We start from the raw sequence: 24,569 nt of genomic DNA, 5'->3' as shown, positions 1-24,569 counted from the left end.
GCGGGTGGGACAGTGGGGCATGACCGAGAGCGACGAGGCCCCACCGACCGCCGTCGAGCAACGACTCATGCGCGGGGTCGAGCGCGCGGCCGGGGTCAGCGACCACCTCGTCCACCACCCGGCCCCCAACGGTGCGCGCGCTTTCGTCAACGCCTTCTTCGGGGACCGGCTCGACGTCTCCGGGTCCCCGCTGGCGCACACGATGGGCGTGCGCCGGCGCGGCCGGTCGGTGCCGCTCACCGAGGCCGGTCTCGCCGCGGCCTGGCCGGCGGCGACCGGTGACGTCGTCGTCCTCGTCCACGGCCTCGTCGTCCACGAGACGGCGTGGCAGCGAGGTCGGTTCGGCCACCGCCTCGAGGAGGACCTCGGATTCACCCCGGTCACGGTCCGCTACAACACCGGGCTGCGGATCTCGCACAACGGGCACGAGCTCGACCGGGTGCTCACCGCCCTCGTGGCCCACTGGCCCGTCCCCGTCACCCGGATCGTCCTCCTCGGTCACTCGATGGGTGGCCTCGTCGTCCACAGCGCGCTGGCGCAGGCCGACGTCGGGGCCGACTGGGTCCCGCTCGTGAGCGACACCGTGACCCTCGGTGCTCCGCACCTGGGCGCCCCGCTGGAGCGCTTCGCGAACCAGTCCGCCCGCCTGGCCGGCAGGCTGCGCCACTCGCGCGCCCTGGCCGCGGTGCTGCGGGCGCGCAGCGTCGGGATCCAGGACCTTCGGTACGGCAACATCCTCGACGAGGAGTGGGACGGTCTCGACCTCGACGACCGCAGCGGGCGACGCGTCGACGCCCCTCTGCACCCCGGCGTGCGCCACCTCGCCATCGTCGGCCTGCTCGGCAAGCGCATCGACGGCCGGGTCGCCCGGCTCATCGGCGACGGGATGGTCCCGGCGGCCAGCGCGGAGGGCTCCGGTCGGCACTCGCCCGGCAGCCGTCGGTTCGCCGAGGGCGACGTCGTCGTCCTCCCCGGTGTGGGTCACCTCGCGCTCGTCCACGACCCCCTCGTGTATGCCGCGATCCGCGAGCGTCTCGACCACCGCCCGGACCCCAGCTCACCCGACGCCGAGGCTGGTCAGGAGGGTCCCGGCAGGTAAGGCTGGGCCCATGACCGACCAGAAGACCGCGCCGACGACCGTCATCCTGTTCGGCGCGACGGGGGACCTCGCCAAGCGCAAGCTCATCCCCGGCCTGCTGCACCTGTTCCAGTCGGGCCTCCTCGACGACCTCCGCGTCGTCGGCACCTCGCTCGACGAGATCTCGACCGACGCCTTCCGCGACCTCGCCCACGAGGCGATCAAGGAGTTCTCGACCCGCGACCTCGACGAGGCCGAGTGGGGGCAGTTCGCCCAGCGGCTGCACTACGTCCCGCTGTCGGCCGGGCCCGAGGCGCTCGGAGACGCGGTCCGCGCGGCCGAGGCGCTGCTGCCCGGGGAGACCGAGCTGCGGCTGCACTACCTGTCCGTCCCACCCAGGGCGGCGCTGTCCGCGGTGCAGACCATCGCCGACGCCGGGCTCGTCGAGCGCAGCCGGGTCGTCATGGAGAAGCCGTTCGGCACCGACTTCGCCTCCGCCGTCGAGCTCAACCGGCGGCTGCACGAGGTGTTCGCGGAGGAGCAGATCTTCCGGATCGACCACTTCCTCGGCAAGGAGCCGGCCCAGAACATCCTCGCGTTCCGCTTCGCCAACGGGCTCTTCGAGCCGATCTGGCACCGCAACTCCATCGCCCACGTGCAGATCGACGTCCCCGAGACGCTGGGGCTGGCGACGCGGGGCGACTTCTACGAGAACACCGGTGCCTACCGCGACATGGTCGTCACCCACCTGTTCCAGATCCTCGCGTTCACGGCGATGGAGCCGCCGACCTCGCTCGAGCCCGACGCCATCAGCCGCGAGAAGAACAAGGTCTTCGAGTCGATGCAGCCGATCCACCCGCACGACGTCGTGCGCGGGCAGTACATCGGCTACCTCGACGAGCCCGGGGTCGCCCCCGACTCCGACACCGAGACCTTCATCTCGCTCAAGTGCTACGTCGACAACTGGCGCTGGGCGGGGGTGCCGTTCTTCCTGCGCACCGGCAAGCGCATGGCCGAGGGCGCCCGGATCATCTCCATCGCCTTCCGCGAGCCCCCGCAGTCGATGTTCCCGGAGGGCTCGGGGGTGGGCGACCACGGCCCGGACCACCTGACCTTCGACCTCGCCGACAAGGCCCGGATGTCGCTGTCGTTCTACGGCAAGCGCCCCGGTCCCGGCATGAAGCTCGACAAGCTGTCGATGCAGTTCGCGATGCAGGAGACGCACTGGGCCGGCGCCGTGCTCGAGGCCTACGAGCGGCTCATCTACGACGCGGTCCGGGGCGACCACACCCTCTTCACGTCGGCGGAGGGCATCGAGCGGCTCTGGCAGATCAGCCAGCCGCTCATCGAGAACCCGCCCGTGGTCCGGCCCTACGCCGCCGGGACCTGGGGGCCGAACCAGATCCACCAGCTCGTCTCGCCGCACACGTGGCGCCTGCCGTTCGAGCGCAAGTGGCGCGACAAGGTGCCCGACCCCGGTCCCCAGTCACCCATCGAGGGTGGCGCCCGCCGCTGACGTGCGGCTGCCGGGTGACGGCGTGCGGACGATGAGCGCCTTGGGGCGCACCTCGAACCGGACCCGGCTCGCCTGGCCGATGACGTCGCCGTCGATCTCGACGAGCTGCGGGGCGTCGAGCGAGACGAGGATCGACTGGCAGCGGTAGCGCTCCATCTTCGGGTGGTTGCGACCGCGCTTGGCGAGGATGTGCACCGCGACCCCGGCCCAGCCGACGATGCCCTTGGGGGTGACCGCGACGACGTCGAGAACCCCGTCGTCGATCTCGGCGTCGGGCATGAGGGTGATCCCGCCGGTGAGCTTGCCGCAGTTGCCGACGACGATCGTGCGGGCCGTGTGGGCGATCGGTTCGCCGCCGTCGATCCGCAGGCGGGTCGCAAACCGGGCGCCAAGCAGGTTCTGCGCGCCGCTGGCGACGTAGGCGCCCCAGCCGATGCGCGACTTCGCCTGGTCGGACGTCGCGTGCATGATGCTCGCGTCGAGCCCGAGGCCGGCCATGACGAGGAACGCGTGCTGGTTGGCGGCGGGGTCGGAGCCGTGCTCGTCGTCGGCGCCCACGTCGGGCTCGGTCGGCCCGTCGCGGCCCGGGTCGAGCTCCTCGGTCGAGCTCTGCTCGGCGGTCGGGTCGAGGGTGAGCCAGCCGACGTCGATGTGCCGGTTGCGTCCGGTGAGGGCGACCTCGAGGGCCTCGGCGAGGTCGAGCGGCAGCTCGAGGTTGCGCCCGAGCAGGTTGCCGGTGCCGGCGGGGACGAGGCCCATCGGGGTGGAGGTGCCGGTGAGGACGTGGGCGACCGCGCGCACCGTGCCGTCGCCGCCGATGGCGCAGACGAGGTCGACGTCGTCGGCCAGCGCCGCCCGGGTCTGGCCGTGGCCGGGGTCGTCGACCGTGGTCTCCCGGATGGTCGGCTCGTCCCACTCGCCGTGGGCGAGGACGGTCTTCGTCACGAGGGCCCGGACGGCCTCGGCGTCGTCGAACTTGCTGGGGTTGAGGACGACCGCGACCTGCTTGCGCGGCGGCGTCGGGGTGTCCTCGGCCTGCTCCGGCCGGAACGACGACCGGGACGGCCGCGTCGAGGAGGCGTGGCGTCCCGGGGAGCGGCTCGAGGAGGTCGCGAACCAGGCCACCGCTGCCAGGACGAGGAGGACGGCGAGGATCGCGAGGATCACGGGCCAGGAGTCGGTCACGTCAGGGACCGTACCCCACGGTTCGAGGCGTCACGCCCGGGTCGGCGCCCCGCCTACGCTGAGCCCATGAGCACCATCGAGCCGGACGACAAGGACTGGACGTGGACCCTCGACCGGTCCTGTCCGGACTGCGGGTTCGACGCCGCAGCGGTGCCGCCGGCCGACGTCGCCCGGCTCGTCACGGCATACACCGATCCGTGGTCCGACGTGCTCTCGCGTGAGGAAGTCGCGACCCGGCCCGATCCCTCCTCGTGGTCCCCGCTGGAGTACGCCTGCCACGTCCGTGACGTCTGCGACCTGTTCGCCGACCGCGTGCGGCTCATGCTCGACGAGGACGGCGCGCGCTTCGCGAACTGGGACCAGGACGCGACGGCCGTCGAGCGCCGCTACGCCGAGCAGGACCCCGGCGCCGTCGCGACCGATCTCACCACGGCCGCAGCCCGCCTCGCGCAGGCGTATGCCGGCCTGTCCGGTCCCGAGTGGGAGCGCCGGGGCGTGCGCTCCGACGGCTCGGAGTTCACAGTGCTCAGCCTCGGCCGCTACGGCCTGCACGACCTCGCCCACCACCTCTGGGACGTGCGGGCGTGAAGCCCGCCTGGATCTACGTCGCGCTCGGCCTCGCCCTCTTCCTCGCCGTCATCCTCCCGCCGGTGCTGCACCGGTTCCGTGTCAACGCCCCGATCGTCCTCGTCACCCTCGGGCTGGTCCTGGGGCTGATGCCCGGGTTCCGCGACCTCGACCTCGACCCGACCTCGCACGAGGAGGCGGTCACCCACATCACCGAGTTCACGGTGCTCGTCTCGCTCATGGGGGTGGGGCTGGCGCTCGACCGCCCGCTCAACCTGCGTGACGTGGGCTCGTGGCGCACGTGGTCGCCGACGTGGCGCCTGCTCGGGATCGCCATGCCGCTGACCATCGCCGGTGTCGCGCTCATGGCGTGGGGGCCGATGGGGGTCGCCGCACCGGCCGCGCTGCTGCTCGGTGGCGCCCTTGCGCCCACGGACCCGGTGCTCGCGTCCGACGTCCAGGTGGGAGGGCCCAACGAGGGCGAACGGGAGGACGCGGACCAGGAGGACTCCGAGGAGGTGGACGAGGACGACGAGGTCCGGTTCGCGCTGACGAGCGAGGCCGGGCTCAACGACGGCCTCGCCTTCCCCTTCGTGCACGCGGCGATCCTGCTCGCCACCGTGGGCAGCGTCTCCGAGTGGGGCGCCCGCTGGCTGGCGTGGGAGCTCGTCGGCAAGGTCGTGATCGGCGCGGTCGTCGGGGTCGTCGCCGGGCGAGCGGTCGCCCGCCTCGCCTTCACCGCCCGCTCGCAGGACCTGCGCTTCGCCGCCAACGGGGAGCCGCTCGTCGCCATCGCCGCCCTTCTCGCGACCTACGGCGTGGCCGAGGTCCTCGGCGGCTACGGCTTCCTCGCGGTGTTCGCGTGCGCCATGGCGATCCGCAGCTTCGAGCGGAACCACTCCTACCACCACGACATGCACGAGGTCATCGAGCGCCTCGAACGGCTGCTCACCCTCGTCGTGCTGCTCCTGCTCGGGATGGCCCTGACCAACGGGCTGCTCGCCAACCTCGACTGGCGCGGGGTCCTCATCTCGCTGTTCCTCCTGCTCGTGCTGCGCCCCCTCGCCGGCCTCGTCTCCTTCCTGGGCCACCCGCACCGGGAGGGGCCGCGCGACTTCGACGCCCGCGAGCGCGTCGTCGCCGCGGTCTTCGGCGTGCGGGGCGTGGGCTCGCTCTTCTACCTCGCGTACGCCGCGAGCCACGCTGAATTCGAGGAGATCCGGTGGCTGTGGTCGGTCGTCGCGTTCACCGTCGTCGTCTCCGTCTACCTGCACGGGTTCACCGCGCCCCTGGCGATGGCCTGGCAGGAGCGCGGCCAGCAGTCCCAGCGCGGAGCGGACTCCCGCGCCTGAGGCTCCCCGCATCTCCTGCGTCCTGCCGAACGCGCGACATTCCGCGCCTCCTGCAGCACCACGTCGTGGCTCCGGCGCACTTATTGCACAAAATGGTTGCGACACAGCGGAATCCGCTGTGCACAACCCTTCCGGATGTCGTCGAACGGGTGTACGATGAGGGTATGCAGGGGACGCCAGCACTTGGAGGGCCCGGATCGGGTCGGTCGTGTCCTTGCTGGGCGAGGTCTCAGCGCAGGGGCTGACGGAGCCGGAGCGGGTCGCGGTGGTGGCGGTCCTGGAGTCGCTCAAGGGTGCGGCTGCTGCGGCGCAGGCACGGTTGACGGCTGCAGCTGTGGTGGATCGTGAGGCGTTGGGTGAGGACTCGCGCAGCGTCCGGGCCGACCTGGCGTTGGCGCGGCGATGCTCCCCGACGCTGGCGGACCAGCACGTCGGGGTCGCGCGGGCGCTGGTCGGGGAGATGCCGCTGACCCTGGGAGCGTTGGAGCGTGGGGAGATCAGCGAGCGGCGCGCGTGGATCGTCGTGCGGGAGACGGCGTGCCTGAGCCGGGAGCACCGCGGCGAGGTCGACCGCAGACTCGCCCCGACCATGGCGTCGCTGGGTGACAAGGCCCTGGCGGCCGCGGCTCGACGCGCGGGGGCCGCCTTGGACGCGGAGTCGCTGGCCGAGCGCGCCCGGCGGGCCGTCGCGTCACGTCGGGTGTCGGTGCGCCCGGCCGCCGACGGCATGGCGTGGTGACGTCGCGGGTAGGTGTCTGAGCGCCGCTGTCCCATCCGCGCGCTCGCGCGCTGAGCGCGCATCGCGCTCCCGCCAGACCCAGCCGGCGGCGCTCAGACACCTACCCGCTCCCGCGAGGCTGGGGCGCGGACACCCGGGGAAAGGGTGCGTGGCTGGCCGACCGGGCGCTGGAGCTGCTCAGTGGGCGCGCGCAGGGTCAGCCGCAGCCGGTCGAGGTGTCGCTGGTGATGACCGACCGAACCCTCCTGCCCGCCGCCTTCGGCGGGACCGGACCGGCAGCGTTCGGCGGGACCGCACCGGCCGATGACGTGGCGGTGATCCCCGGGTGGGGCCCGGTCGCCGGCGCGCAGGCGCGGGAGTGGCTCCGCGACGTCCTCGCGCAGCCGAACTCGACCTCGAACTCAACGGTCGACGGCGGCGGAGCGGCGGCGGCGTTCGTGTGGCTGCGGCGGCTGTTCACCGACCCCACCGGGCGCGACCTCGTGGCCCTGGACTCGAGGCGTCGCCGCTTCCACGGCGGACTGCGCCGCTTCCTCGAGCTGCGCGACCCGACCTGCCGCATCCCGTGGTGCGGCGCCCCCGCCATCCAGACCGACCACGTCACCGCAGTGGCAGCCGACGGCTCCACCGCGGCCGCCAACGGCGCGGGCGTGTGCCAGCGACACAACCTCGTCAAGGAGCTCGACGGCTGGCACGTCACCGCGACGTCGACCGGGCTCGACGGGACCGGAGCACACGGCATCCGCATCCAGACACCGACCGGCAGGGTCCACGACGCCACAGCACCGCCGGTCCTGGGCGACGGGTGGTCGCCCCCGCCACACCCCGAGGAGCTCGACGACCTCGACGAGCCCGTCGTCCCCTACCCCGACGGCTACCTCCCGGACGAGCTGCCGCCACTCGAGCTGCTCCGAATCCCCACGGATCCCATCCCCGACCCACCTGACGAGTGGTTCACGTCCGACGACGCGACGACGGCTGCCTGATCGAGCCACTCCCGGTGCCCGCACTAGGCTGGCCCGCGTGATCGACCTGAAGCTGCTGCGTGAGAACCCCGACCGAGTGCGTGCCTCGCAGCGCGCGAGGGGTGAGGACGACGGCGTCGTCGACGCCGTCCTCGCGGCGGAGGAGAAGCGTCGCTCGAGCCTCACGGCCTACGAGCAGCTGCGGGCCGAGCAGAAGTCGATGGGCAAGGACGTGGCCAGGGCCCAGGGCGACGAAAAGCAGGCCCTGCTCGTGCGCACCAAGGAGCTCGCGGTCCAGGTCAAGGCCAACCAAGCCGCAGCCGACGAGGCCGCCGCGGAGCTCGCCACCCTCACGCGCACCATCGGCAACGTCATCGAGGACGGCGTCCCGGTCGGTGGCGAGGACGACTACGTCGTGCTCGACAGCGTCGGCACCCCGCGCGACTTCGCCGCCGAGGGCTTCGATCCCCGCGACCACCTCAGCCTCGCCGAGGGCCTCGGCGCCCTCGACATGGAGCGCGGCGCGAAGGTGTCGGGTTCGCGGTTCTACTTCCTCAAGGGCGTCGGTGCCCGCTTGGAGATGGCGATGCTCCAGCTCGCGATGCAGCGCGCCATCGAAGCCGACTTCGTCCCGATGATCACCCCCACGCTCGTCAAGGCCGAGGTCATGGCCGGCGCCGGCTTCCTCGACCACCACGCCGACGAGGTCTACCGGCTCGAGGCCGACGACCTCTACCTCACCGGCACGAGCGAGGTGGCGCTCGCGGGCTACCACGCCGACGAGATCATCGACCTCTCCGCCGGACCGGTCCGCTACGCCGGGCAGTCGACCTGCTACCGCCGCGAGGCGGGAAGCTACGGCAAGGACACCCGCGGCATCATCCGGGTCCACCAGTTCAACAAGATCGAGATGTTCGTCTACTGCCGGCCCGAGGACGCCGAGGCGGAGCACCAGCGCCTGCTCGCCTTCGAGCGGGAGATGCTCGCGGCCATGGAGCTGCCCTACCGCGTCATCGACACGGCGGCCGGCGACCTGGGCGGTCCGGCGGCGCGCAAGTACGACTGCGAGGCCTGGGTCCCGACCCAGGGCCGGCACCGCGAGCTGACGTCGACCTCGAACTGCACGACCTTCCAGGCGCGCCGGCTCAAGACCCGCTACCGCGTGCAGGGCGGCGGCACCGAGGTCGCGGCCACGCTCAACGGCACCCTGGCCACGACGCGGTGGCTCGTCGCGATCCTCGAGAACCACCAGCAGGCCGACGGCTCCGTCGTCGTGCCGGCCGCGCTGCGCCCCCTCATCGGGCTCGACGTCCTCAACCCCGCCTGACCGCCGAGGACGAGCCCTACCGTGGGATCATGACAGGCAACGGAGCGACCCTCGACGTCGAGGGGCTCTCGCGGTCGTTCGGTGACCTGCGCGCCGTCGACGACGTGTCCTTCACGGTTCCGGGGGGACTCCTCACCGGTTTCGTCGGCGGCAACGGCGCGGGCAAGACGACGACGATGCGGATGATCATGGGCCTGCTGGCCCTGCACGGGGGGGAGGTCCGGTGGAACGGCGCGCCCATCACCGCGGGCGACCGGCGCCGGATCGGGTACATGCCCGAGGAGCGCGGCCTCTACCCGAAGCAGAAGGTCCTCGACCAGCTCGTCTACCTCGGTGAGCTCTCCGGCATGAGCCGCGCCGACGCAAGGTCCGCGGTCATGGTCAACCTCGAGCGGCTCGACCTCGCGGACCGTGCCCGCGATCGCGTCGAGAAGCTGTCGCTCGGCAACCAGCAGCGGGTCCAGATCACGGCGGCACTCATGACCACACCGGACGCGCTCATCCTCGACGAGCCGTTCTCCGGGCTCGACCCCCGCGCGGTCGACTCCATGACGGACCTGCTCCGCGAGCACGCCGCGCGCGGGATCCCCGTCCTCTTCTCCTCGCATCAGCTCGACCTCGTGGAGCGCCTGTGCGACCACCTCGTCATCCTCTCGAGAGGGCGTGTCGTCGCCACCGGTTCCGTCGCCGACCTGCGCAGCGGGGGGCCGGAGCGGTACCGCGTCACCCTGGGAGGCGACGCGGGCTGGATCCGGGACGTGGGCGGCATAGCCGTCGTCGACCTCGACGGGACCACGGCGCTCGTCGAGGTCACCGACCCGGCAGCCCCGCAGCGGCTGCTGCGCGCGGCGGTCGAGCGCGGTGACGTCCTCGACTTCGCGAGACAGGTCCCTGCGCTGTCCGAGGTCTACCGGGAGGTGACCGCATGAGGTCCACCGTCTGGGTGACCGTGGCCCGCCGCGAGATCGTCACCAAGCTCACCGACCGGACGTTCCTGCTCAGCACGTTCGGGCTCATCGGCCTCCTCGCCGTCGTCATCGGCGTGCAGGCGTTCGTGGCCAACCGCACGGAGACGTACACCGTCGTCACGACCTCCACCCCGGCCGCGCAGATGGCGGCCCAGGTCGAGCTCGTCGCGGAGGCGGCCGACGACAAGGTGTCCGTCACGGTGACGGAGGCGGCGGACGACGCCGCCGCCACCCGCGCGCTGCAGACCGGCGACGCCGACGTGTGGTTGCACGAGGGCGGCGGCGACGGGTGGCTGCTCACCGGGAAGGCCGACGTCCCGGAGGAGGTCGAGACCTTCGCCGCGACGGCGATCCGCGAGGTGACCCTGGGGGCCAACGCGGCCGCTGCGGGCACGTCCGTCGAGGAGCTCGTGCGCGGATCCGCGCTCAGCACAGCCGTCCTCGAGGGGGATGCAGAGAAGAGCGGGGTCGCGCAGGCCCTCGGCTTCGCGCTGGCGATGCTCTTCTACCTCGCCTCGTTCACCTTCGGCTACGCCCTCGCGAACAGCGTCGTCGAGGAGAAGGCCAGCCGCATCGTCGAGATCATCGCCACGAAGATCACGACGAGGGAGCTGCTCGCCGGAAAGGTCATGGGCAACCTCGTGCTGGCGTTCGGACAGATCGCCATCTTCGTCGCCGTCGGGCTCGTGGGACTGACTTTCACGGAGTACGACCGGTTCATCCCGGCGATCTCGGGCGCGGTGGGGTGGTTCACGGTCTTCTTCATCGTCGGGTTCGGGCTGCTCGCCTGCCTCTGGGCCGTCGCCGGAGCACTGGCGAGCCGGACCGAGGACGTTCAGTCGACGTCGACGCCCCTGACGTTCCTCACGACCGGCGTGTTCTTCGGCGCGCTCCTCGCGACCGGGACGGCCAAGACGGTGCTGTCGTTCGTGCCGCCCTTCTCCGCGGTCATCATGCCGGTGCGCGTCCTCGAGGGCTCGGCGCCGTGGTGGCAGGCCCTCGCCGCCCTCGCCATCCTCGTCGTGGCGGCCGCGCTCGTCGTCCAGGTCGCCGCGCGCCTCTACCAGCGCTCGCTGCTCCAGACGCAGGGCCGGCTCAGCCTGAGGCAGGCGTGGTCCACCCCGGACTGAACTTCGCTACGGTCGGGCGATGGTGACCCGCCGCCGTCCCCGGATCAGCGAGCTCGCGCCGCTGCTGCGACCCAAGCCGATCGAGTGGAGCGCCCGGCGCCGGCGGCTCGACGGTGCGCTGACGATCGCCGACCTGCGCACGGTCGCCCGCCGGCGGACGCCACGCAGCGTCTTCGACTACACCGACGGGGCGGCCGAGGGGGAGATCAGTCTCGGCCGCGCGCGGGACACCTTCGCGGGTCTGACCTTCCACCCCGCCGTGCTGCGCGACGTCGGCGAGGTCGACACCTCGACGACGATCCTCGGCGGCCGCTCGGAGCTCCCGTTGTCGTTCGCCCCGACCGGCTTCACCCGGATGATGCAGCACGAGGGGGAGTCGGCGGTGGTCCGCGTCGCCGAGCGGGCCGGCATACCGTATGCGCTCTCCACCATGGGGACGACCTCGATCGAGGGCGTCGCGCAGGCCGCACCGCGCGCCCGGCGCTGGTTCCAGCTCTACGTCTGGAAGGACCGGTCGGCGGGCGAGGCGCTCATGCGCCGGGCCGCGGCCGCCGGGTACGAGGCCCTCGTCCTCACCGTCGACGTCCCGATCGCCGGCGCCCGCCTGCGCGACGTCCGCAACGGCTTCTCGCTGCCCCCGGCGCTCACGGCGAGGACCGTGCTCGACGCCGCGATGCACCCGAACTGGTGGGTCGACCTGCTCACGACCGAGCCGCTGGAGTTCGCGTCGCTGACGTCGTGGGACGGGCCGGTCGCGGACCTGCTCAACTCGCTGTTCGACCCGACGATGACGCTGGCGGACCTCGCCTGGGTGCGCTCGGTCTGGGACGGCCCCCTCGTCATCAAGGGGATCCAGACCGTGGCCGACGCGCAGAAGGTCACCGACGCCGGTGCCGACGCGATCGTCCTGTCCAACCACGGCGGGCGTCAGCTCGACCGGGCACCGGTGCCCCTGCGGATCCTCCCGGACGTGCGGGCCGCCCTCGGCGACGACGCCGAGATCATGCTCGACACCGGGGTGATGTCGGGCGCCGACGTCGTCGCGGCGCTGGCCCTCGGTGCCGACAGCGTCATGGTCGGGCGGGCCTACCTCTACGGGCTCATGGCCGGCGGCGAGGACGGCGTCCAGCGGGCCGTCGACATCCTCGGCGGCGAGGTGCGCCGCACGATGGCCCTGCTCGGCGTGCGCTGCGTGGCCGAGCTCTCGCCGGGGCACGTGAGCCTCTGAGCAGGCGGCTGGTGGGCCACGGGCCGGACGGGATTTGACAAAGTAAGGCGACCCTCACTTAGGGTCACCTTACTCCTGTTGCCGCGGCATCCGCGGCCCGACCCAGAAGGTCCCATGCTGACTCGCCGCTCCCTCGTCGTCGCCGCCGCCACGGCCGCCACCGCCCTCGCCCTCACGGCCTGCTCGACCGGTCCGACGAGCGAGGCCTCGGCCGACCCGTCGACGTCCTCGTCGGTCGGGGTCGACCAGGGCGCCTTCCCCACGACCATCACCCACGCGTTCGGCGAGACCACGGTCAGCGCCGAACCCAAGCGGATCGCCACCGTCGGCTGGAACGACGCCGACGTCGTCGTCTCCCTCGGGGTCATCCCGGTGGGCGCCACCAAGATCACCTGGGGCGGCAACGCGAACGGCTCGACCGACTGGTTCGACGCGGGGGTCACGAAGCTCGACCCCGGCGCCCAGATCACCCGTTACGACGACACCGCCGGTGTCCCGGTCGAGGAGATCGCCGCGACCAAGCCCGACCTCATCCTCGGCGTCAACTCGGGCATCTCGAAGGAGGAGTACGACAAGCTCTCCAAGATCGCGCCGACCGTGGCCTACCCCGGCGCCGCGTGGGGCACCTCGTGGGAGGAGAGCGTCAAGGTCGTCGGCCGGGCCCTCGGCCGCACGACGCAGGCGACGAAGCTCGCGGCCGACACCAACGCCACGATCGACGAGGCCGTCGCGAAGTACCCCCAGATCAAGGGCAAGTCCGCCGCGTGGGCCTGGTTCACCCCGACCGACCTCTCGGTCGTGAGCCTCTACACGACGAACGACCTGCGTCCGCAGATCCTGCGCCGTTTCGGCCTCGTCGACGCCCCGACCGTGACCGCGCTGAGCAGGGGCAACACGCAGTTCAGCAGCAACCTCTCCGCGGAGAAGTCCTCGACGCTCGACGCCGACGTGCTCATCTTCTACGTGGAGAAGCCCGAGGAGGTCGACGTCCTCAAGAAGAACGCGCTCCTCGGCCAGATCCCGGCCCTCAAGAGCAACCACTACGTCGCGAGCGCCGACAACGCCGTCGCCCTGACGATGTCGTCGCCGTCGCCGCTGTCGATGCCGGTCGCGCTCGAGAAGTTCCTGCCCAAGATCGCCTCGGCCGTGGACGGAACTCCCGCGCAGTGACGGTCCGGGCCACCAGTGAGCCCGGTGTGACGGCCCACGCAGAGCGTGGGACCCGCGTGCCGCCGGCTGCCCCGGCCCACCTCCCCGCGGAGGTGGGCCGGGGCGGTCGCGTCCCCGCGAGCACGGTCGTCGCCGGCGGGGTGGCCGTCGTCGCCCTGGCCGTCGCGCTCTCGCTCCTCGTCGGGACACAGGCCGTCGCTCCGGCCGACGTCGTCGCGGCCCTCACGGGCGGGGCCGTCTCGGACGACGTGGCCGGCATCGTCGCCTCCCGGGTCGACCGCACCCTCATCGGGCTCGTCGTCGGTGCCGCGGTCGCGGTCTGCGGGGTCGTGCTGCAGGGCCTCGCCCGCAACCCCCTCGCCGAGCCGGGGATCCTCGGCATCAACTCCGGCGCCGCCCTCGCAGTCGTCGTCGGCATCAAGCTCTTCGCGATCTCGGGAGTCGGCGGCTACGTCTGGTTCGCCCTCGCGGGTGCGATCGTCACGGCGGTCGTCGTCCAGCTGCTCGCCCTGCTCGCGCCGGTGCGCGCCCAGCCCGTGACGATGGCGCTGGCCGGCGCCGCGGTCATGGCGACCTCGACGAGCATCGTCGGGGCCATTCTCGTCTCCGACCAGGGCGCCCTCGACGTCTTCCGCTTCTGGCAGGTCGGGTCGGTGGCCGGCCGCGACGCGGGAATCATCCTCGACGTCGCACCCTTCCTCGTCGTCGGCTTCCTCCTCGCCCTCTCGTCGGGCGCGGTGCTCAACACCGTCGCCCTCGGCGACGACCTCGCCCGCGGACTCGGGCAGCGAGTGCTGCTCCACCGCCTGCTCGCCGCGGCCGGCGCGATCCTCCTCGCCGCCTCCGCCACCGCGCTCGCCGGGCCGATCGCCTTCGTCGGCCTCCTCGTCCCCCACGTCGTGCGGGCCGTCGTCGGCCCGGACCACCGCCGCATCCTCCTCGGCACCGTCTTCGCGGGTCCAGGGCTCGTCGTCGCCGCCGACACGCTCGGCCGGGTCGTCGCCGCGCCGAGCGAGGTCCAGGCCGGCATCATCTGCGCCGTCATCGGCGCCCCCTTCCTCGTCGGGCTCGTCCGCCGGATGAACGTCGCATGAGCACCCCACGAAGTTCTGCCCACGCAGAGCGTGGGACCCGCCCCGCTGCGCTCCGCCAGATACTTCGCGGGCACCCCGCATGACCACGGCAGTCCTGGCCCTGCGCGAGGCGAGGCGCGGCGTCCACCGTCGGCAGCGCGTCCTCCTCGTCGCCCTCGGCGCGCTCGTCGTCGCCCTGTTCCTCCTGCGGGCCCTGCTCGGCGACTACCGGATCTCGTTCGTGGACGGCATACGGATGGTCACGGGGACCACGATCCCCGGCGCGTCCTTCATCTTCATGGAGTCGACGCTGCCCCGGGCCTGCATGGCGGTGCTCGCGGGAGCGGCCTTCGCGTCGGCGGGGGCGGCCTACCAGTCGATGCTCCGCAACCCGCTGGCCAGCCCGGACGTCCTCGGCATCAACCTCGGCGCCAGCGCCGCGGCGGTCTTCGCGGTCGTCCTCCTCGGCTGGACCGGCACCCCGGTGGCGCTCGTCGCCTTCGCCGGGGCGGTCGCGGTCGCGACCACGATCCACGGATTCGCCGGCCGGGGTGGGGCCGCCACCGGTCGGATGATCCTCGTCGGGGTCGGGCTGGCCGCCGTGCTCAGCTCGGTCGTGCACTGGGTCCTCCTGCGCGCCGACATCTACCGCGCCCAGGACGCGCTCGTCTGGCTCACCGGCAGCCTCGGCTCGGTGACGTGGGGCGAGATCGCCCGGCTCGCGGTCGTCGTCGCCGTCGCCCTGCCGCTGCTCGTCGTCGTGACCCGCCAGCTCGGGGTGCTCGGCCTCGGCGACGACCTCGCCGCCGGGCTCGGCGTCCGCGCCGGCCGGATGCGGCTCGTCGTCACCGCGCTCGTCGTGCTCCTCACCGCCTCCGCCACCGCCGTCTGCGGACCGATCGCCTTCGTCGGCTTCCTCAGCGGCCCGATCGCCCGACGCCTCACCCGGGGGCGCACCTCCGTCCCGGCTGCGGCCCTCGTCGGGGCCGCGATGGTGCTGGCCGCCGACCACCTCAGTGCGTACGCCGTCCCCGGCACCGCCTACCCCGTCGGTGTCGTCACCGGGCTCGCCGGCGCCCCCGTCCTCGTCTGGCTGCTCGTCGCGGGCCGCCGGACCCTCCAGGAGGCATCTTGAGCACCCTCGTCGCCGAACGCCTCACCCTCGCCTACGACAAGCGGGTCGTCGTCGACGGCCTCGACCTCGTCGTGCCGGCCGGCCGGGTCACCGCGGTCGTCGGGCCCAACGGCTGCGGCAAGTCCACCCTCCTGCGCGGGCTCTCGCGGCTGCTGTCACCCACCGAGGGGCAGGTCCTCCTCGACGGGCAGGTGATCGGCGAGCTGCCCACCAAGGAGGTCGCCAAGCGGCTCGGCCTGCTCCCGCAGCAGCCGATCGTGCCCGAGGGCATCACCGTCGCCGAGCTCGTCGAGCGCGGGCGCCACCCGCACCACGGGCTCTTCCGCCAGTGGTCGCGCGAGGACGAGGCCGTCGTCGCCGGGGCGCTGGAGATGACCGAGCTCGTCGAGCTCGCGCGCGTCCCCGTCGACAGCCTCTCCGGCGGCCAGCGCCAGCGGGCGTGGATCGCGATGGCCCTCGCGCAGCGCACCCCCGTGCTGCTTCTCGACGAGCCGACGTCGTTCCTCGACATCGCCCACCAGATCGACGTGCTCGAGCTGGTCCGCGACCTCAACGCCCGAGAGGGCACCACCGTCGTCATGGTGCTGCACGACCTGGCCATGGCCGCGCGCTACGCCGACCACCTCGTCGCCATGTGTGGTGGGGAGATCGTCGCCGAGGGTGCGCCGTCCGAGATCGTCACGCCCCGCGTCATCGAGTCGGTCTTCGGGATCGCGGCGTCCGTCGTCACCGACCCGACCACCGGCGACCCCGTCGTCATCCCCCACCGCAGGAAGCGAGACCCGTCATGACCGTCCTCGAACGCGTCGCCATGGAGGCGGCCACCACCTACGCCCGGCTCACCATGGCGTCGCCGATCTACCGCGAGGGGGACGCCCAGTTCGAGATGACCGTGGCCGCCGTCAGCGACCTCGGGGGCGGGATGCGGCGGATCACCTTCACCGCGGACGAGCTCGGGGACTTCCTGCTCGTCGGCGCCGACGAGTACTTCGGTCTGCTCATGCCGCGCGTGGGAGCAGCGCTGACGCTCCCCGACGGCACCCGCGAGAACGTCCGGGCCGCCATCGCCGACCTGCCCGAAGCCGAGCGACCGAGCCTGCGCTGGTACACGATCCGGGCCCACCACGCGCTCCACCGGACCATCGACGTCGACGTCGTCACCCACGGTGACTCCGGTCCCGGCTCGACGTGGGCGTGCGCCGCGCAGGTCGGCGACCGCGTCGGGTTCCGATCCGGCGGCGCGCTCTTCCGCGGCCACGAGTGCGACGGCCCGATGGTCCTCGTCGCCGACGAGACGGCCCTCCCGGCCCTGGCCGCGATCGTCGACGCGCACCCGGAGGTCGTGGACCGGGCCGCGATCCACGTCGAGGTCGCCGACCGGGCCGTGCTCACGGCATACGCCTTCGGCGGAGCCGACGTGCACGTCCACGACCGCACCGACGGCGTCCCCGGGTCGGCCGTCCTGCCCGCGCTGGGCGAGGCCGACCTCGGCCGGGTCGCGTATGCGTGGCTGTGCGGGGAGTCCGGCATGGTCACCGAGGGTCGCCGCCTGCTCGTCAGGCAGGCCGGCGTCGACCGCCGCCACGTGCTCTTCTCGGGCTACTGGAAGCTCGGCCAGGAACGCGGCTAGATAGGTTGGCGACCATGACGGCCGCCCCTGCCCAGCTCACCCCGCACCTCGTCGCGCTCGACGTCGACGGCACGACGATCAACCACGCCGGGGAGATGTCGGACGCGGTCCACGCCGCCGTGCGCGCCGCGGTCGACGCCGGGCACCACGTCACCATCGCGACGGGGCGCGCGATCCTCGCGACCCTCCCGATCCTCGCGAGGCTCGGGATCAGCACGGGGTATGCCGTGTGCTCCAACGGGGCGGTGACGCTGCGGCTCGACCCCGGGGCCCCCGAGGGCTACGAGGTGATCGAGGCCGTCACCTTCGACCCCCGGCCCGCCCTCGACCTGCTCCGCAGCGAGTGGCCCGACGCCGTCGTCGCGGTCGAGGAGCTGGGGGTGGGGTTCAAGGTGAGCGCACCCTTCCCCGACGGCGAGCTCGAGGGCCGGATCACCGTCGTGTCGTGGGACGAGCTGCTCGCCGACCCGGTGACCCGTGTGACGTTCCGGTCGCCCAACGGCACCAGCGAGGACTTCACCGCACTCACCGAGCGGATCGGCCTGCACGGCGTCAACTACGCCGTCGGGTTCACCGCCTGGCTCGACATCAACCCCGAGGGCGTGAGCAAGGGCTCCGCGCTCGAGCTGGTGCGGCGCCGACTCGGCGTCGAGCCCATCCACACGGTCGCCGTCGGGGACCAGCGCAACGACCTCGAGATGCTGCACTGGGCCGCGCGCGGGGTCGCGATGGGCAACGCGCCCGACGAGGTCAAGGCGGCCGCCGACGAGACGACCCTCGACGTCGACGACGACGGCCTCGTTCCTGTGCTCCAATCACTGGTGTGACTGACACCGCGCGCAAGGTCGGCGACCACGACATCATCGAGAAGGGCGCCCGGCTCGGGTTCGTCATGAGCGGGGTCATCCACCTCGTCATCGCCTGGATCGCCCTGAGGATCGCCTGGGGCATCGGGGGCGGCTCCGACAGCGCCGACAAGTCCGGTGCCCTCGAGACCGTCGCGGGGGGCACGACGGGGCCGATCCTGCTCTGGCTGGCCGCGATCGGGTTCCTCCTCCTCGCCGTCTGGCAGGCCACCGAGGCCGTCGTCGGCCGGCACGGCGGCGAAGCGAGCGACCGGGCCAAGGCCGCGGCGAAGGCCGTGATGTACACCTTCTTCGCCTGGTCGGCCTACGCCGTCACCCGCGGCGCCAGCAGCTCCGACGAGCAGAAGACCGACGAGGCCACCGCCGGGCTGATGTCGAGCCCGGGCGGCCGCGTCCTCGTCGGGCTCGTCGCCCTCGCCGTCCTCGCGGCAGCCGGCTACCACGTCTGGAAGGGCTGGACGAAGGGCTTCCTCGAGGAGCTGCGCTCGCACCCCGCCCCCTGGGCGGTCACTGCCGGGCGCGCCGGCTACCTCGCCAAGGGAGTCGCCCTCGCCGTGGTCGGACTCCTCTTCGGGTCGGCGGCCGTGTCCTCCCGGGCGGCCGACGCGGGAGGCCTCGACGCCGCCCTCAAGGAGGTCCGCGACCAGCCGTTCGGCCCCTACCTGCTCACCCTCGTCGCGCTCGGCATCGCGGCCTACGGCGTGTACGCGTTCGTCAAGGCGCGGCTCGCGAAGCTCTGAACACAGGGCAGGATGGGCGACATGCCCAAGGCCCCCCTGCCGCCCGAGGTCGCCGAGCTCTTCGCGCGCCCGAACCCCGCCGTCGTCGCCGTCCTCCGGCCGAGCGGCGCCCCGATGTCCGTCGCCACGTGGTACCTCGTCGAGGACGACGGCACCGTGCTGCTCAACATGGATGCCGGCCGCGCGCGCCTCGACTGGATGCGTGAGCGCCCCGAGGTCGCGCTCACCGCGATCAAGGAGGACGAGTGGTACACCCACGTGTCCGTCCGCGGGAAGGTCGTGCGCTGGGAGGACGACCCCGGGAAGGCCCTCGCCGACATCGACCGGCTGTCCGTGCACTACACCGGGAAGCCCTACCGGGTCCGTGACCGCCCCCGGGTGAGCTGCTGGGTCCGGGTCGACCACTGGCACGGGTGGGGCGAGGCCAAGGCCGACTGATGTCGTCGCGTCCCGACCTCGAGATCACCTCGCCCGCCAACCCGCGGCTCAAGCAGCTCGTCGGGCTGCGCCGACGCCGGGCCCGCGACGAGGCCGGGGTCACCGTCGTCGAGGGGTTCGAGGAGCTCGGGCTGGCGCTCGACGCCGGGGTGCGTCCGCGGACGCTGTTCTACTCACCCGAGCTCATGCTCGACGCCGACGCCCAGCTGGCCCTGGTCGACGACGTCCGGGCGTCCGGGGTCGAGACGGTGAGGGTCTCCCGGTCCGCGTTCGAGAAGGTCGCCTACCGCGAGGGACCGGACGGCTTCCTCGCCCTCGTGCCGGCGGTGCGCGGCGACCTCGCCGACCTCCGGCTGCCGCCCGCACCACTGCTGCTCGTCTGCGAGGGCCTCGAGAAGCCGGGCAACCTCGGCGCGATGCTCCGGACCGCGGAGGCCGCCGGCGTCGACGCGGTCGTGGCCGTGGACCCCGTGACCGACTGGGGCAACCCCAACGTCGTGCGCGGCTCCAAGGGCACGGTGTTCTCCGTCCCGGTCGCGAGCGCCACCCTCGGCGAGACGGTCGCCTGGCTGCGGGAGGCCGGCATACGCCTCGTGGCGACCACCCCGGACACCGAGACGCTGCACACCGAGGCCGACCTCACCGGGGGTGTGGCGATCGCCGTCGGCACCGAGAAGTTCGGGCTGACCGAGGAGGCGCTGCGGGCCGCGGACGCGCGGGTGCGCATCCCCATGCACGGCAGCGTGAACTCACTCAACGCCTCGGCGGCCGCGGCGATCGTCGTCTACGAGGCCGTGCGGCAGCGATCGGCGTAACCGCAGGTCACGGCTCCGGTTGCCCCCTCGACCCCGCGGGGTGGCCCCGTGTCAAGAGCACCCTCTGCCGTGTGTCACGATGATCGGCATGCGAGTCGACCATGTTGTCTATGCCGCAGAGAACGACGGTGCCCGGGCCACGGCTGCACGACTGGCCGAGCAGCTCGGTGTCGAGGGGGTCGACGGCGGCGTGCACCCGCGGTTCGGGACGCGCAACGTCATCCTCCCGCTTCTCGGCGACCGTTACCTCGAGGTGGTCGAGGTGCTCGACCACCCCGCGTCCGACAAGGCTCCCTTCGGCCAGGTCGTCCGGGCCCGCTCCGCCGCCGGTGGCGGCTGGCTGGGCTGGGTGCTCTCCGTCGACGACATCGCGGTGCAGGAGGCGCGCTTCGGCCGCGAGGCCGTGAACGGCAGCCGGCACCGTCCCGACGGCGTCGAGCTCCGCTGGAAGCAGCTGGGCGTCAAGGGCCTGCAGTCCGACCCGCAGCTGCCGTTCTTCGTCGAGTGGGACACCGACGTGCCGCACCCCTCCGGTGTCGGCCCGACGGAGTGCTCGCTGCGCTCGCTCGAGATCGCCGGTGACCCCAACCGCGTCCGCGACTGGATCGGCGTCGACCGTGACTACGTCCCCGAGGGCATCGACTTCAACTTCGTCGCCCCCCGCGGCAACCCGGGCATCCTCTCGGTGACCTTCGAGACGCCGAACGGCCCCGTCACCGTCTGACCCGCCTGCACGACCCGGTTCGCGAACCCGGACCTCGCTCGTGAACCGGTTCGATCCGGTTCACGAGCACCGGTGTGGTTCGCGAACCGTTCCGTGCAACCGGCTCAGGCGAGGTGGTCGACGAGCGCCGGGGCGATCCCCACGTAGGACTGCGGGGTCATCGCGGCGAGGCGCTCCTCGACGTCGGCCGGCAGGCCCAGTCCGCGGACGAACTCGACGAGCTCGGGCTGGCCGATGCGCCGGCCGCGGGTCAGCTCCTTGAGCCGCTCGTAGGGCTCCTCCATGCCGGGCACGCCCTGGGCGCCGAGCGCCCGCATCGCCGACTGGATCGGCTCGCCGAGGACCTCCCAGTTGGCGTCGAGGTCGCGGGCCATCGCCTCGGGCACCGCGTCGAGCCCCGCCAGGCCGCGCGTCGCGTTGTCGAGGGCGAGGAGCGAGTGGCCGAGGGCGACGCCGATGTTGCGCTGCATCGAGGAGTCGGTGAGGTCGCGCTGGAGGCGGGACTGCACGAGCGTCGAGGCGAGGACGTCGAGGAGGGCGTTGGAGACCTCGAGGTTGGCCTCGGCGTTCTCGAAGCGGATCGGGTTGACCTTGTGCGGCATCGTGGACGAGCCGACCGTGCCCTGGCCACGCACCTGGGCGAAGTAGCCCATCGAGATGTAGGTCCAGACGTCGGTGCACAGGTTGTGGAGCACCCGGTTGAAGCGGGCGACGTCGGCGTAGAGCTCGGCCTGCCAGTCGTGGCTCTCGATCTGGGTGGTGAGCGGGTTCCAGGTCAGGCCGAGGCCCTCGACGAAGGTCTCGCTCACCTCCTCCCAGTCCGCGTCAGGGACGGCGGCGAGGTGGGCGCCGTACGTGCCGGTCGCACCGTTGAGCTTGCCCATGAACTCGGCGTCCTCGACCCGGAGCAGCTGGCGCTGCAGCCGCCAGGCCAGCACCGCGAGCTCCTTGCCGAGCGTGGACGGCGTCGCCGGCTGGCCGTGCGTGTGCGACAGCAGGGGGACCGCGCGCAGGTCGGAGGCCATGGTCGACAGCGCCTCGACGAGGGCGCTCGCGCGGGGCAGCCACACGTCCTCGATCGCGCCCTGCACCATGAGGGCGTAGGAGAGGTTGTTGACGTCCTCGCTGGTGCAGCAGAAGTGGATGAGCTCGGCGAGACCCGCGTCCTCGGCGGCCGGGGCGATCTCGGCCAGGCGCTTCTTGAGGAAGTACTCGACCGCCTTGACGTCGTGCTGCGTGACGCTCTCGGTCTCGGCCAGCTCGGCGATCTCGGCCGGGCCGAAGTCGGCGACGACGGCGCGCAGCCGGGCCTTCTCCTCGTCGGTGAGGCGCCGGACGCCCGCGACGACCTCGCGGTCGGTGAGGTGGATGAGCCACTCGACCTCGACGTGGATCCGCTGGCGGTTGAGCGCAGGCTCGGACAGGTGGTCCACGAGCGGGGCGACCGCGCCACGGTAGCGACCGTCGAGGGCGCCGAGCGCGATGGCGGGGGTGACGTCAGCGAGGGAGCCCATGGCGGTCATTGTTTCACTGCCGCGCGCACGTGCTCGACGACGCCGGGCACCGCGGCCCCGCACCTCGGCGTAGGTCCGCTCGAACGCGTCGTCGTCGCCCCACCACGGGTCGGCCATGTCGACGTCGTCCGGGGTCGTCCCCGGGTCGAACGAGCGCAGGAGACGGACCTTGGCCCGGTCCTCCTCGGTGGGCGCGAGGCGGAGCAGGGCCCGCTCGTGCCCCCGGTCGGCGGCGAGCACGAGGTCGAGGTCGGCGAAGTCCCCGGAGTCGAAGGGCCTTGCCCGGTGCCCGTCCCACCCGGCGTCGGGGTGCCCACCCCGGCGCATCACGGCGAGCGTGCGCGGGTCCATGGGGTTGCCGCTCTGCTGGGCGGACGTCCCGGCCGAGCTCACCTCCACGCGGTCGCCGAGGCCCGCGTCGTCGAGGGCCTCCCGCAGGAGCCACTCGCCCATGGGGGAGCGACAGATGTTGCCGGTGCAGACGACCGCGATCCGGTATGCCGTCCGCCCGCCTCGCGGGGGTCGACTCATGTCCCGATCCTCACACGGGCTCGGGCGCGACGCGGACCCCTGCACGCCTGGGTGTGGTCCGGCGATCCCACCGACCGCGCCGTGCTGGAGGAGGCGACGGCCTGCTCGACAAGCTGCACCTCACCTACGCGGTGGATGCAAAGGGCTCAGTCGTCGTCCTCGGGCAGCACGACGCTGAGGAGCCACGAGACGAGCGTGATGATGACGGCCCCCATGACCGCGTCCCAGAAGAACTCGTCGATGGTGAACGCCAGCCCGAGGGGCTCGGCGATCCACTCGGTGATCTGCAGCATGAAGGCGTTGACGATGAACGTGAACAGGCCCAGCGTCAGCACGATGAACGGGAACGACAGCACCTTGGCGATCGGCCGGATGACGGCGTTGACGAGGCCGAAGAGGAGCGCGACGAGGACGATCGTCACGATCTTCTTGGTCCACTCGTCCTCGTCGCCGAAGCTGATGCCGGAGATCAGGCCGGCCGCCGCCCAGAGGGCGACGGCATTGATGAGGACTCGGATCAGGAAGTTCTGCACCTCTGCATGCTCCCACGGGCGTGCGGGTGGCGGGCGCGAACCCGGCCCTCGACGACGTCGGCGTTTCGGGCTCCGCGCCGGGCCCTACAGTGGCGAGCATGAGCGAGAGCACCCCCTCGGCCCCCTCCACGCGGGTCCGCCTGCGCGACGCGCTCGACGCCGTCCCGGCATACGTCGCGGGCAGGCCTGCGGTCGCGCAGGCCGGCACGACGGCATACAAGGTCTCGTCGAACGAGAACCCCTACCCGCCGCTGCCGTCGGTCCTCGACGTGGTCCGCGAGCAGGCCGGGCAGATCAACCGCTACCCCGACATGGGGGTCACCGCCCTCACCGAGGCGCTCGCGGAGCGTCTCGACGTCCCGGCCGCGCGGATCTCCACCGGCCCCGGGAGCGTCGGCGTCCTCGGACAGATCATCACGGCCTGCTGCGACCCCGGTGACGAGGTCGTCTTCGCGTGGCGCTCCTTCGAGGCGTACCCGATCCTCGTCGCCCTCTCCGGCGCCACGGCCGTGCCGGTGCCCCTGACGAGCGAGGCCCGCCACGACCTCGACGCCATGGCCGACGCCGTCACGGACCGGACCAGGGTCGTGCTCGTCTGCACCCCCAACAACCCGACCGGCCCGAGCGTGCGCCGGGACGAGCTCGAGGCCTTCCTCGACCGCGTCCCGCAGGACGTCCTCGTCGTCCTCGACGAGGCCTACCTCGAGTTCGTCACGAGCGAGGACGCCCCCGACGCGCTCGCCATCCACCGGGCCCGGCCCAACGTCGCCGTGCTGCGGACCTTCTCCAAGGCGTACGGTCTCGCCGGGCTGCGGGTCGGGTACGCCGTGGCGCACGAGCCCGTCGCGCAGGCCCTGCGCAAGGCGGCCATCCCGTTCGGGGTGAACTCCCTGGCGCAGGTGGCAGCCGTCGCCTCCTTGGAGGCGTTCGACGAGCTGGACGTCCGGGTCAAGGAGCTCGTCGCCGAGCGCGCCCGGGTCCTCGCCGGGCTGGCCGACCAGGGCTGGGACGTGCCGGACACCGACGCCAACTTCGTCTGGCTGCCCGTCGGGGAGCGCACGCCCGAGCTCGTCGCCGCGTGCCAGGCGGCAGGGCTCACCGTGCGCCCGTACGGCACCGACGGGGTGCGCGTGACCATCGCCGAGCCCGAGGCCAACGACCGGTTCCTCGAGGTCATGGCGGCCTTCCCGCGCGCCTGACGACTCGGTCGGCTGGGCGCGTCGCTGCAGGTCGGGGGCCTGAGCGGGGTTCCGACGGCCGTCCCGGCGTGTCCTTCCCATGTAACGCACAGATTTCTTTGCTTTACCTCTGGCGGGTCGGGCATCGAGCGGTCACACTGGCTCTT

General features: G+C 72.5%; 24 protein-coding genes and 1 pseudogene. 21 read left to right on the top strand and 4 right to left on the bottom strand.

The annotated features are described in order from the left end of the window. Positions 1-19 precede the first annotated feature (19 nt). Together AC3EU2_RS06440 and zwf are read left to right on the top strand one after the other, a co-directional pair. Complete coding sequence (locus tag AC3EU2_RS06440; protein WP_488178886.1) at positions 20-1,099, top strand: esterase/lipase family protein; 1,080 nt, start codon at positions 20-22, stop codon at positions 1,097-1,099. Between the two features lie 10 nt (positions 1,100-1,109). Then, positions 1,110-2,594, top strand: coding sequence for a glucose-6-phosphate dehydrogenase (gene zwf / locus AC3EU2_RS06435; RefSeq protein WP_488178885.1), 1,485 nt, complete (start codon positions 1,110-1,112; stop codon positions 2,592-2,594). Here the strand turns inward: zwf and AC3EU2_RS06430 are convergent. After that, positions 2,565-3,779 (bottom strand): diacylglycerol/lipid kinase family protein, encoded by a 1,215-nt coding sequence (locus AC3EU2_RS06430; RefSeq protein ID WP_488178884.1) that lies wholly within the window; start codon positions 3,777-3,779, stop codon positions 2,565-2,567. The genes zwf and AC3EU2_RS06430 overlap by 30 nt on opposite strands. A 66-nt stretch (positions 3,780-3,845) precedes the next feature. On the opposite strand from AC3EU2_RS06430, the gene AC3EU2_RS06425 reads away from it, so the two are divergent. From AC3EU2_RS06425 to AC3EU2_RS06340, 18 genes are all read left to right on the top strand, one after another. Then, the gene (locus tag AC3EU2_RS06425) at positions 3,846-4,367 is read left to right on the top strand and encodes a DinB family protein (protein ID WP_488178883.1); all 522 of its coding nucleotides are present in this window, start codon (positions 3,846-3,848) and stop codon (positions 4,365-4,367) included. Further along, entirely contained in the window at positions 4,364-5,698 is a 1,335-nt protein-coding gene (locus AC3EU2_RS06420; RefSeq protein ID WP_488178882.1) for a cation:proton antiporter domain-containing protein, read from the top strand. The genes AC3EU2_RS06425 and AC3EU2_RS06420 overlap by 4 nt, the downstream gene beginning before the upstream one ends. A 208-nt stretch (positions 5,699-5,906) precedes the next feature. Further along, positions 5,907-6,437 (top strand): DUF222 domain-containing protein, encoded by a 531-nt coding sequence (locus tag AC3EU2_RS06415; RefSeq protein ID WP_488178881.1) that lies wholly within the window; start codon positions 5,907-5,909, stop codon positions 6,435-6,437. 227 nt (positions 6,438-6,664) lie between these two features. Continuing rightward, a complete protein-coding gene (locus tag AC3EU2_RS06410) occupies positions 6,665-7,423 on the top strand; it encodes a hypothetical protein (protein WP_488178880.1) in 759 nt (252 codons plus the stop codon). 37 nt (positions 7,424-7,460) lie between these two features. Beyond that, on the top strand, positions 7,461-8,729 hold the full coding sequence (gene serS, locus AC3EU2_RS06405; protein WP_488178879.1) for a serine--tRNA ligase: 1,269 nt from the start codon (positions 7,461-7,463) through the stop codon (positions 8,727-8,729). A 29-nt stretch (positions 8,730-8,758) separates the two neighbouring features. Further along, the gene (locus tag AC3EU2_RS06400; RefSeq protein WP_488178878.1) at positions 8,759-9,658 is read left to right on the top strand and encodes an ABC transporter ATP-binding protein; all 900 of its coding nucleotides are present in this window, start codon (positions 8,759-8,761) and stop codon (positions 9,656-9,658) included. After that, positions 9,655-10,827, top strand: a complete 1,173-nt coding sequence (locus AC3EU2_RS06395) for an ABC transporter permease (protein WP_488178877.1) — start codon at positions 9,655-9,657, stop codon at positions 10,825-10,827. Before AC3EU2_RS06400 ends, AC3EU2_RS06395 begins: the two co-directional genes overlap by 4 nt. A 19-nt stretch (positions 10,828-10,846) precedes the next feature. Next, positions 10,847-12,055 carry an alpha-hydroxy acid oxidase gene (locus tag AC3EU2_RS06390; protein ID WP_488178876.1) on the top strand — a complete coding sequence of 403 codons (1,209 nt, stop codon included), beginning with the start codon at positions 10,847-10,849 and terminating at the stop codon, positions 12,053-12,055. A 114-nt stretch (positions 12,056-12,169) separates the two neighbouring features. After that, complete coding sequence (locus tag AC3EU2_RS06385; protein WP_488178875.1) at positions 12,170-13,225, top strand: iron-siderophore ABC transporter substrate-binding protein; 1,056 nt, start codon at positions 12,170-12,172, stop codon at positions 13,223-13,225. Positions 13,226-13,251: 26 nt separating this feature from the next. After that, the gene (locus tag AC3EU2_RS06380) at positions 13,252-14,319 is read left to right on the top strand and encodes a FecCD family ABC transporter permease (protein WP_488178874.1); all 1,068 of its coding nucleotides are present in this window, start codon (positions 13,252-13,254) and stop codon (positions 14,317-14,319) included. Positions 14,320-14,398: 79 nt separating this feature from the next. Beyond that, positions 14,399-15,433, top strand: coding sequence for a FecCD family ABC transporter permease (locus AC3EU2_RS06375; RefSeq protein WP_488178873.1), 1,035 nt, complete (start codon positions 14,399-14,401; stop codon positions 15,431-15,433). Continuing rightward, positions 15,427-16,224 carry an ABC transporter ATP-binding protein gene (locus tag AC3EU2_RS06370; protein WP_488179447.1) on the top strand — a complete coding sequence of 266 codons (798 nt, stop codon included), beginning with the start codon at positions 15,427-15,429 and terminating at the stop codon, positions 16,222-16,224. Before AC3EU2_RS06375 ends, AC3EU2_RS06370 begins: the two co-directional genes overlap by 7 nt. Beyond that, on the top strand, positions 16,221-17,063 hold the full coding sequence (locus tag AC3EU2_RS06365; RefSeq protein ID WP_488178872.1) for a siderophore-interacting protein: 843 nt from the start codon (positions 16,221-16,223) through the stop codon (positions 17,061-17,063). The genes AC3EU2_RS06370 and AC3EU2_RS06365 overlap by 4 nt, the downstream gene beginning before the upstream one ends. Before the next feature lie 14 nt (positions 17,064-17,077). Further along, positions 17,078-17,890: an HAD family hydrolase gene (locus tag AC3EU2_RS06360; protein ID WP_488178871.1), complete on the top strand. Its 813-nt coding sequence runs from the start codon at positions 17,078-17,080 to the stop codon at positions 17,888-17,890. Then, a complete protein-coding gene (locus AC3EU2_RS06355) occupies positions 17,887-18,669 on the top strand; it encodes a DUF1206 domain-containing protein (protein WP_488178870.1) in 783 nt (260 codons plus the stop codon). Before AC3EU2_RS06360 ends, AC3EU2_RS06355 begins: the two co-directional genes overlap by 4 nt. 21 nt (positions 18,670-18,690) lie before the next feature. Continuing rightward, positions 18,691-19,107 carry a pyridoxamine 5'-phosphate oxidase family protein gene (locus AC3EU2_RS06350; protein WP_488178869.1) on the top strand — a complete coding sequence of 139 codons (417 nt, stop codon included), beginning with the start codon at positions 18,691-18,693 and terminating at the stop codon, positions 19,105-19,107. Continuing rightward, a complete protein-coding gene (locus AC3EU2_RS06345) occupies positions 19,107-19,922 on the top strand; it encodes a TrmH family RNA methyltransferase (protein ID WP_488178868.1) in 816 nt (271 codons plus the stop codon). The genes AC3EU2_RS06350 and AC3EU2_RS06345 overlap by 1 nt, the downstream gene beginning before the upstream one ends. Before the next feature lie 88 nt (positions 19,923-20,010). Then, complete coding sequence (locus AC3EU2_RS06340; RefSeq protein WP_488178867.1) at positions 20,011-20,646, top strand: VOC family protein; 636 nt, start codon at positions 20,011-20,013, stop codon at positions 20,644-20,646. A gap of 104 nt (positions 20,647-20,750) precedes the next feature. Here the strand turns inward: AC3EU2_RS06340 and purB are convergent, their stop codons facing one another. From purB to AC3EU2_RS06325, 3 genes and pseudogenes are all read right to left on the bottom strand, one after another. After that, entirely contained in the window at positions 20,751-22,160 is a 1,410-nt protein-coding gene (gene purB / locus AC3EU2_RS06335; RefSeq protein WP_488179446.1) for an adenylosuccinate lyase, read from the bottom strand. A 69-nt stretch (positions 22,161-22,229) separates the two neighbouring features. After that, a pseudogene (locus AC3EU2_RS06330) lies at positions 22,230-22,691 on the bottom strand (low molecular weight protein-tyrosine-phosphatase); the annotation flags it as partial. A 146-nt stretch (positions 22,692-22,837) separates the two neighbouring features. Continuing rightward, positions 22,838-23,224, bottom strand: a complete 387-nt coding sequence (locus AC3EU2_RS06325; protein ID WP_488178866.1) for a phage holin family protein — start codon at positions 23,222-23,224, stop codon at positions 22,838-22,840. A gap of 98 nt (positions 23,225-23,322) precedes the next feature. On the opposite strand from AC3EU2_RS06325, the gene hisC reads away from it, so the two are divergent. Next, positions 23,323-24,423: a histidinol-phosphate transaminase gene (hisC, locus tag AC3EU2_RS06320; RefSeq protein ID WP_488178865.1), complete on the top strand. Its 1,101-nt coding sequence runs from the start codon at positions 23,323-23,325 to the stop codon at positions 24,421-24,423. The last annotated feature ends 146 nt before the right edge of the window (positions 24,424-24,569 follow it).

This window comes from Knoellia sp. B-D-2 (genome assembly GCF_057714695.1).
The sequence above is the reverse complement of the archived record's forward strand: the minus strand, read 5'-3'. Positions and strand labels throughout refer to the sequence as shown.

Excerpts from the sequence above, each read along its gene's own strand:
- purB (WP_488179446.1), bottom strand. The coding sequence starts at position 22,160 with ATGGGCTCCCTCGCTGACGTCACCCCCGCCATCGCGCTCGGCGCCCTC.
- AC3EU2_RS06425 (WP_488178883.1), top strand. The coding sequence starts at position 3,846 with ATGAGCACCATCGAGCCGGACGACAAGGACTGGACGTGGACCCTCGAC.
- AC3EU2_RS06395 (WP_488178877.1), top strand. The coding sequence starts at position 9,655 with ATGAGGTCCACCGTCTGGGTGACCGTGGCCCGCCGCGAGATCGTCACC.
- AC3EU2_RS06410 (WP_488178880.1), top strand. The coding sequence starts at position 6,665 with ATGACCGACCGAACCCTCCTGCCCGCCGCCTTCGGCGGGACCGGACCG.
- AC3EU2_RS06365 (WP_488178872.1), top strand. The coding sequence starts at position 16,221 with ATGACCGTCCTCGAACGCGTCGCCATGGAGGCGGCCACCACCTACGCC.
- AC3EU2_RS06345 (WP_488178868.1), top strand. The coding sequence starts at position 19,107 with ATGTCGTCGCGTCCCGACCTCGAGATCACCTCGCCCGCCAACCCGCGG.
- AC3EU2_RS06385 (WP_488178875.1), top strand. The coding sequence starts at position 12,170 with ATGCTGACTCGCCGCTCCCTCGTCGTCGCCGCCGCCACGGCCGCCACC.
- AC3EU2_RS06340 (WP_488178867.1), top strand. The coding sequence starts at position 20,011 with ATGCGAGTCGACCATGTTGTCTATGCCGCAGAGAACGACGGTGCCCGG.
- hisC (WP_488178865.1), top strand. The coding sequence starts at position 23,323 with ATGAGCGAGAGCACCCCCTCGGCCCCCTCCACGCGGGTCCGCCTGCGC.
- AC3EU2_RS06440 (WP_488178886.1), top strand. The coding sequence starts at position 20 with ATGACCGAGAGCGACGAGGCCCCACCGACCGCCGTCGAGCAACGACTC.
- zwf (WP_488178885.1), top strand. The coding sequence starts at position 1,110 with ATGACCGACCAGAAGACCGCGCCGACGACCGTCATCCTGTTCGGCGCG.
- AC3EU2_RS06400 (WP_488178878.1), top strand. The coding sequence starts at position 8,759 with ATGACAGGCAACGGAGCGACCCTCGACGTCGAGGGGCTCTCGCGGTCG.
- AC3EU2_RS06390 (WP_488178876.1), top strand. The coding sequence starts at position 10,847 with ATGGTGACCCGCCGCCGTCCCCGGATCAGCGAGCTCGCGCCGCTGCTG.
- AC3EU2_RS06375 (WP_488178873.1), top strand. The coding sequence starts at position 14,399 with ATGACCACGGCAGTCCTGGCCCTGCGCGAGGCGAGGCGCGGCGTCCAC.
- AC3EU2_RS06360 (WP_488178871.1), top strand. The coding sequence starts at position 17,078 with ATGACGGCCGCCCCTGCCCAGCTCACCCCGCACCTCGTCGCGCTCGAC.
- AC3EU2_RS06350 (WP_488178869.1), top strand. The coding sequence starts at position 18,691 with ATGCCCAAGGCCCCCCTGCCGCCCGAGGTCGCCGAGCTCTTCGCGCGC.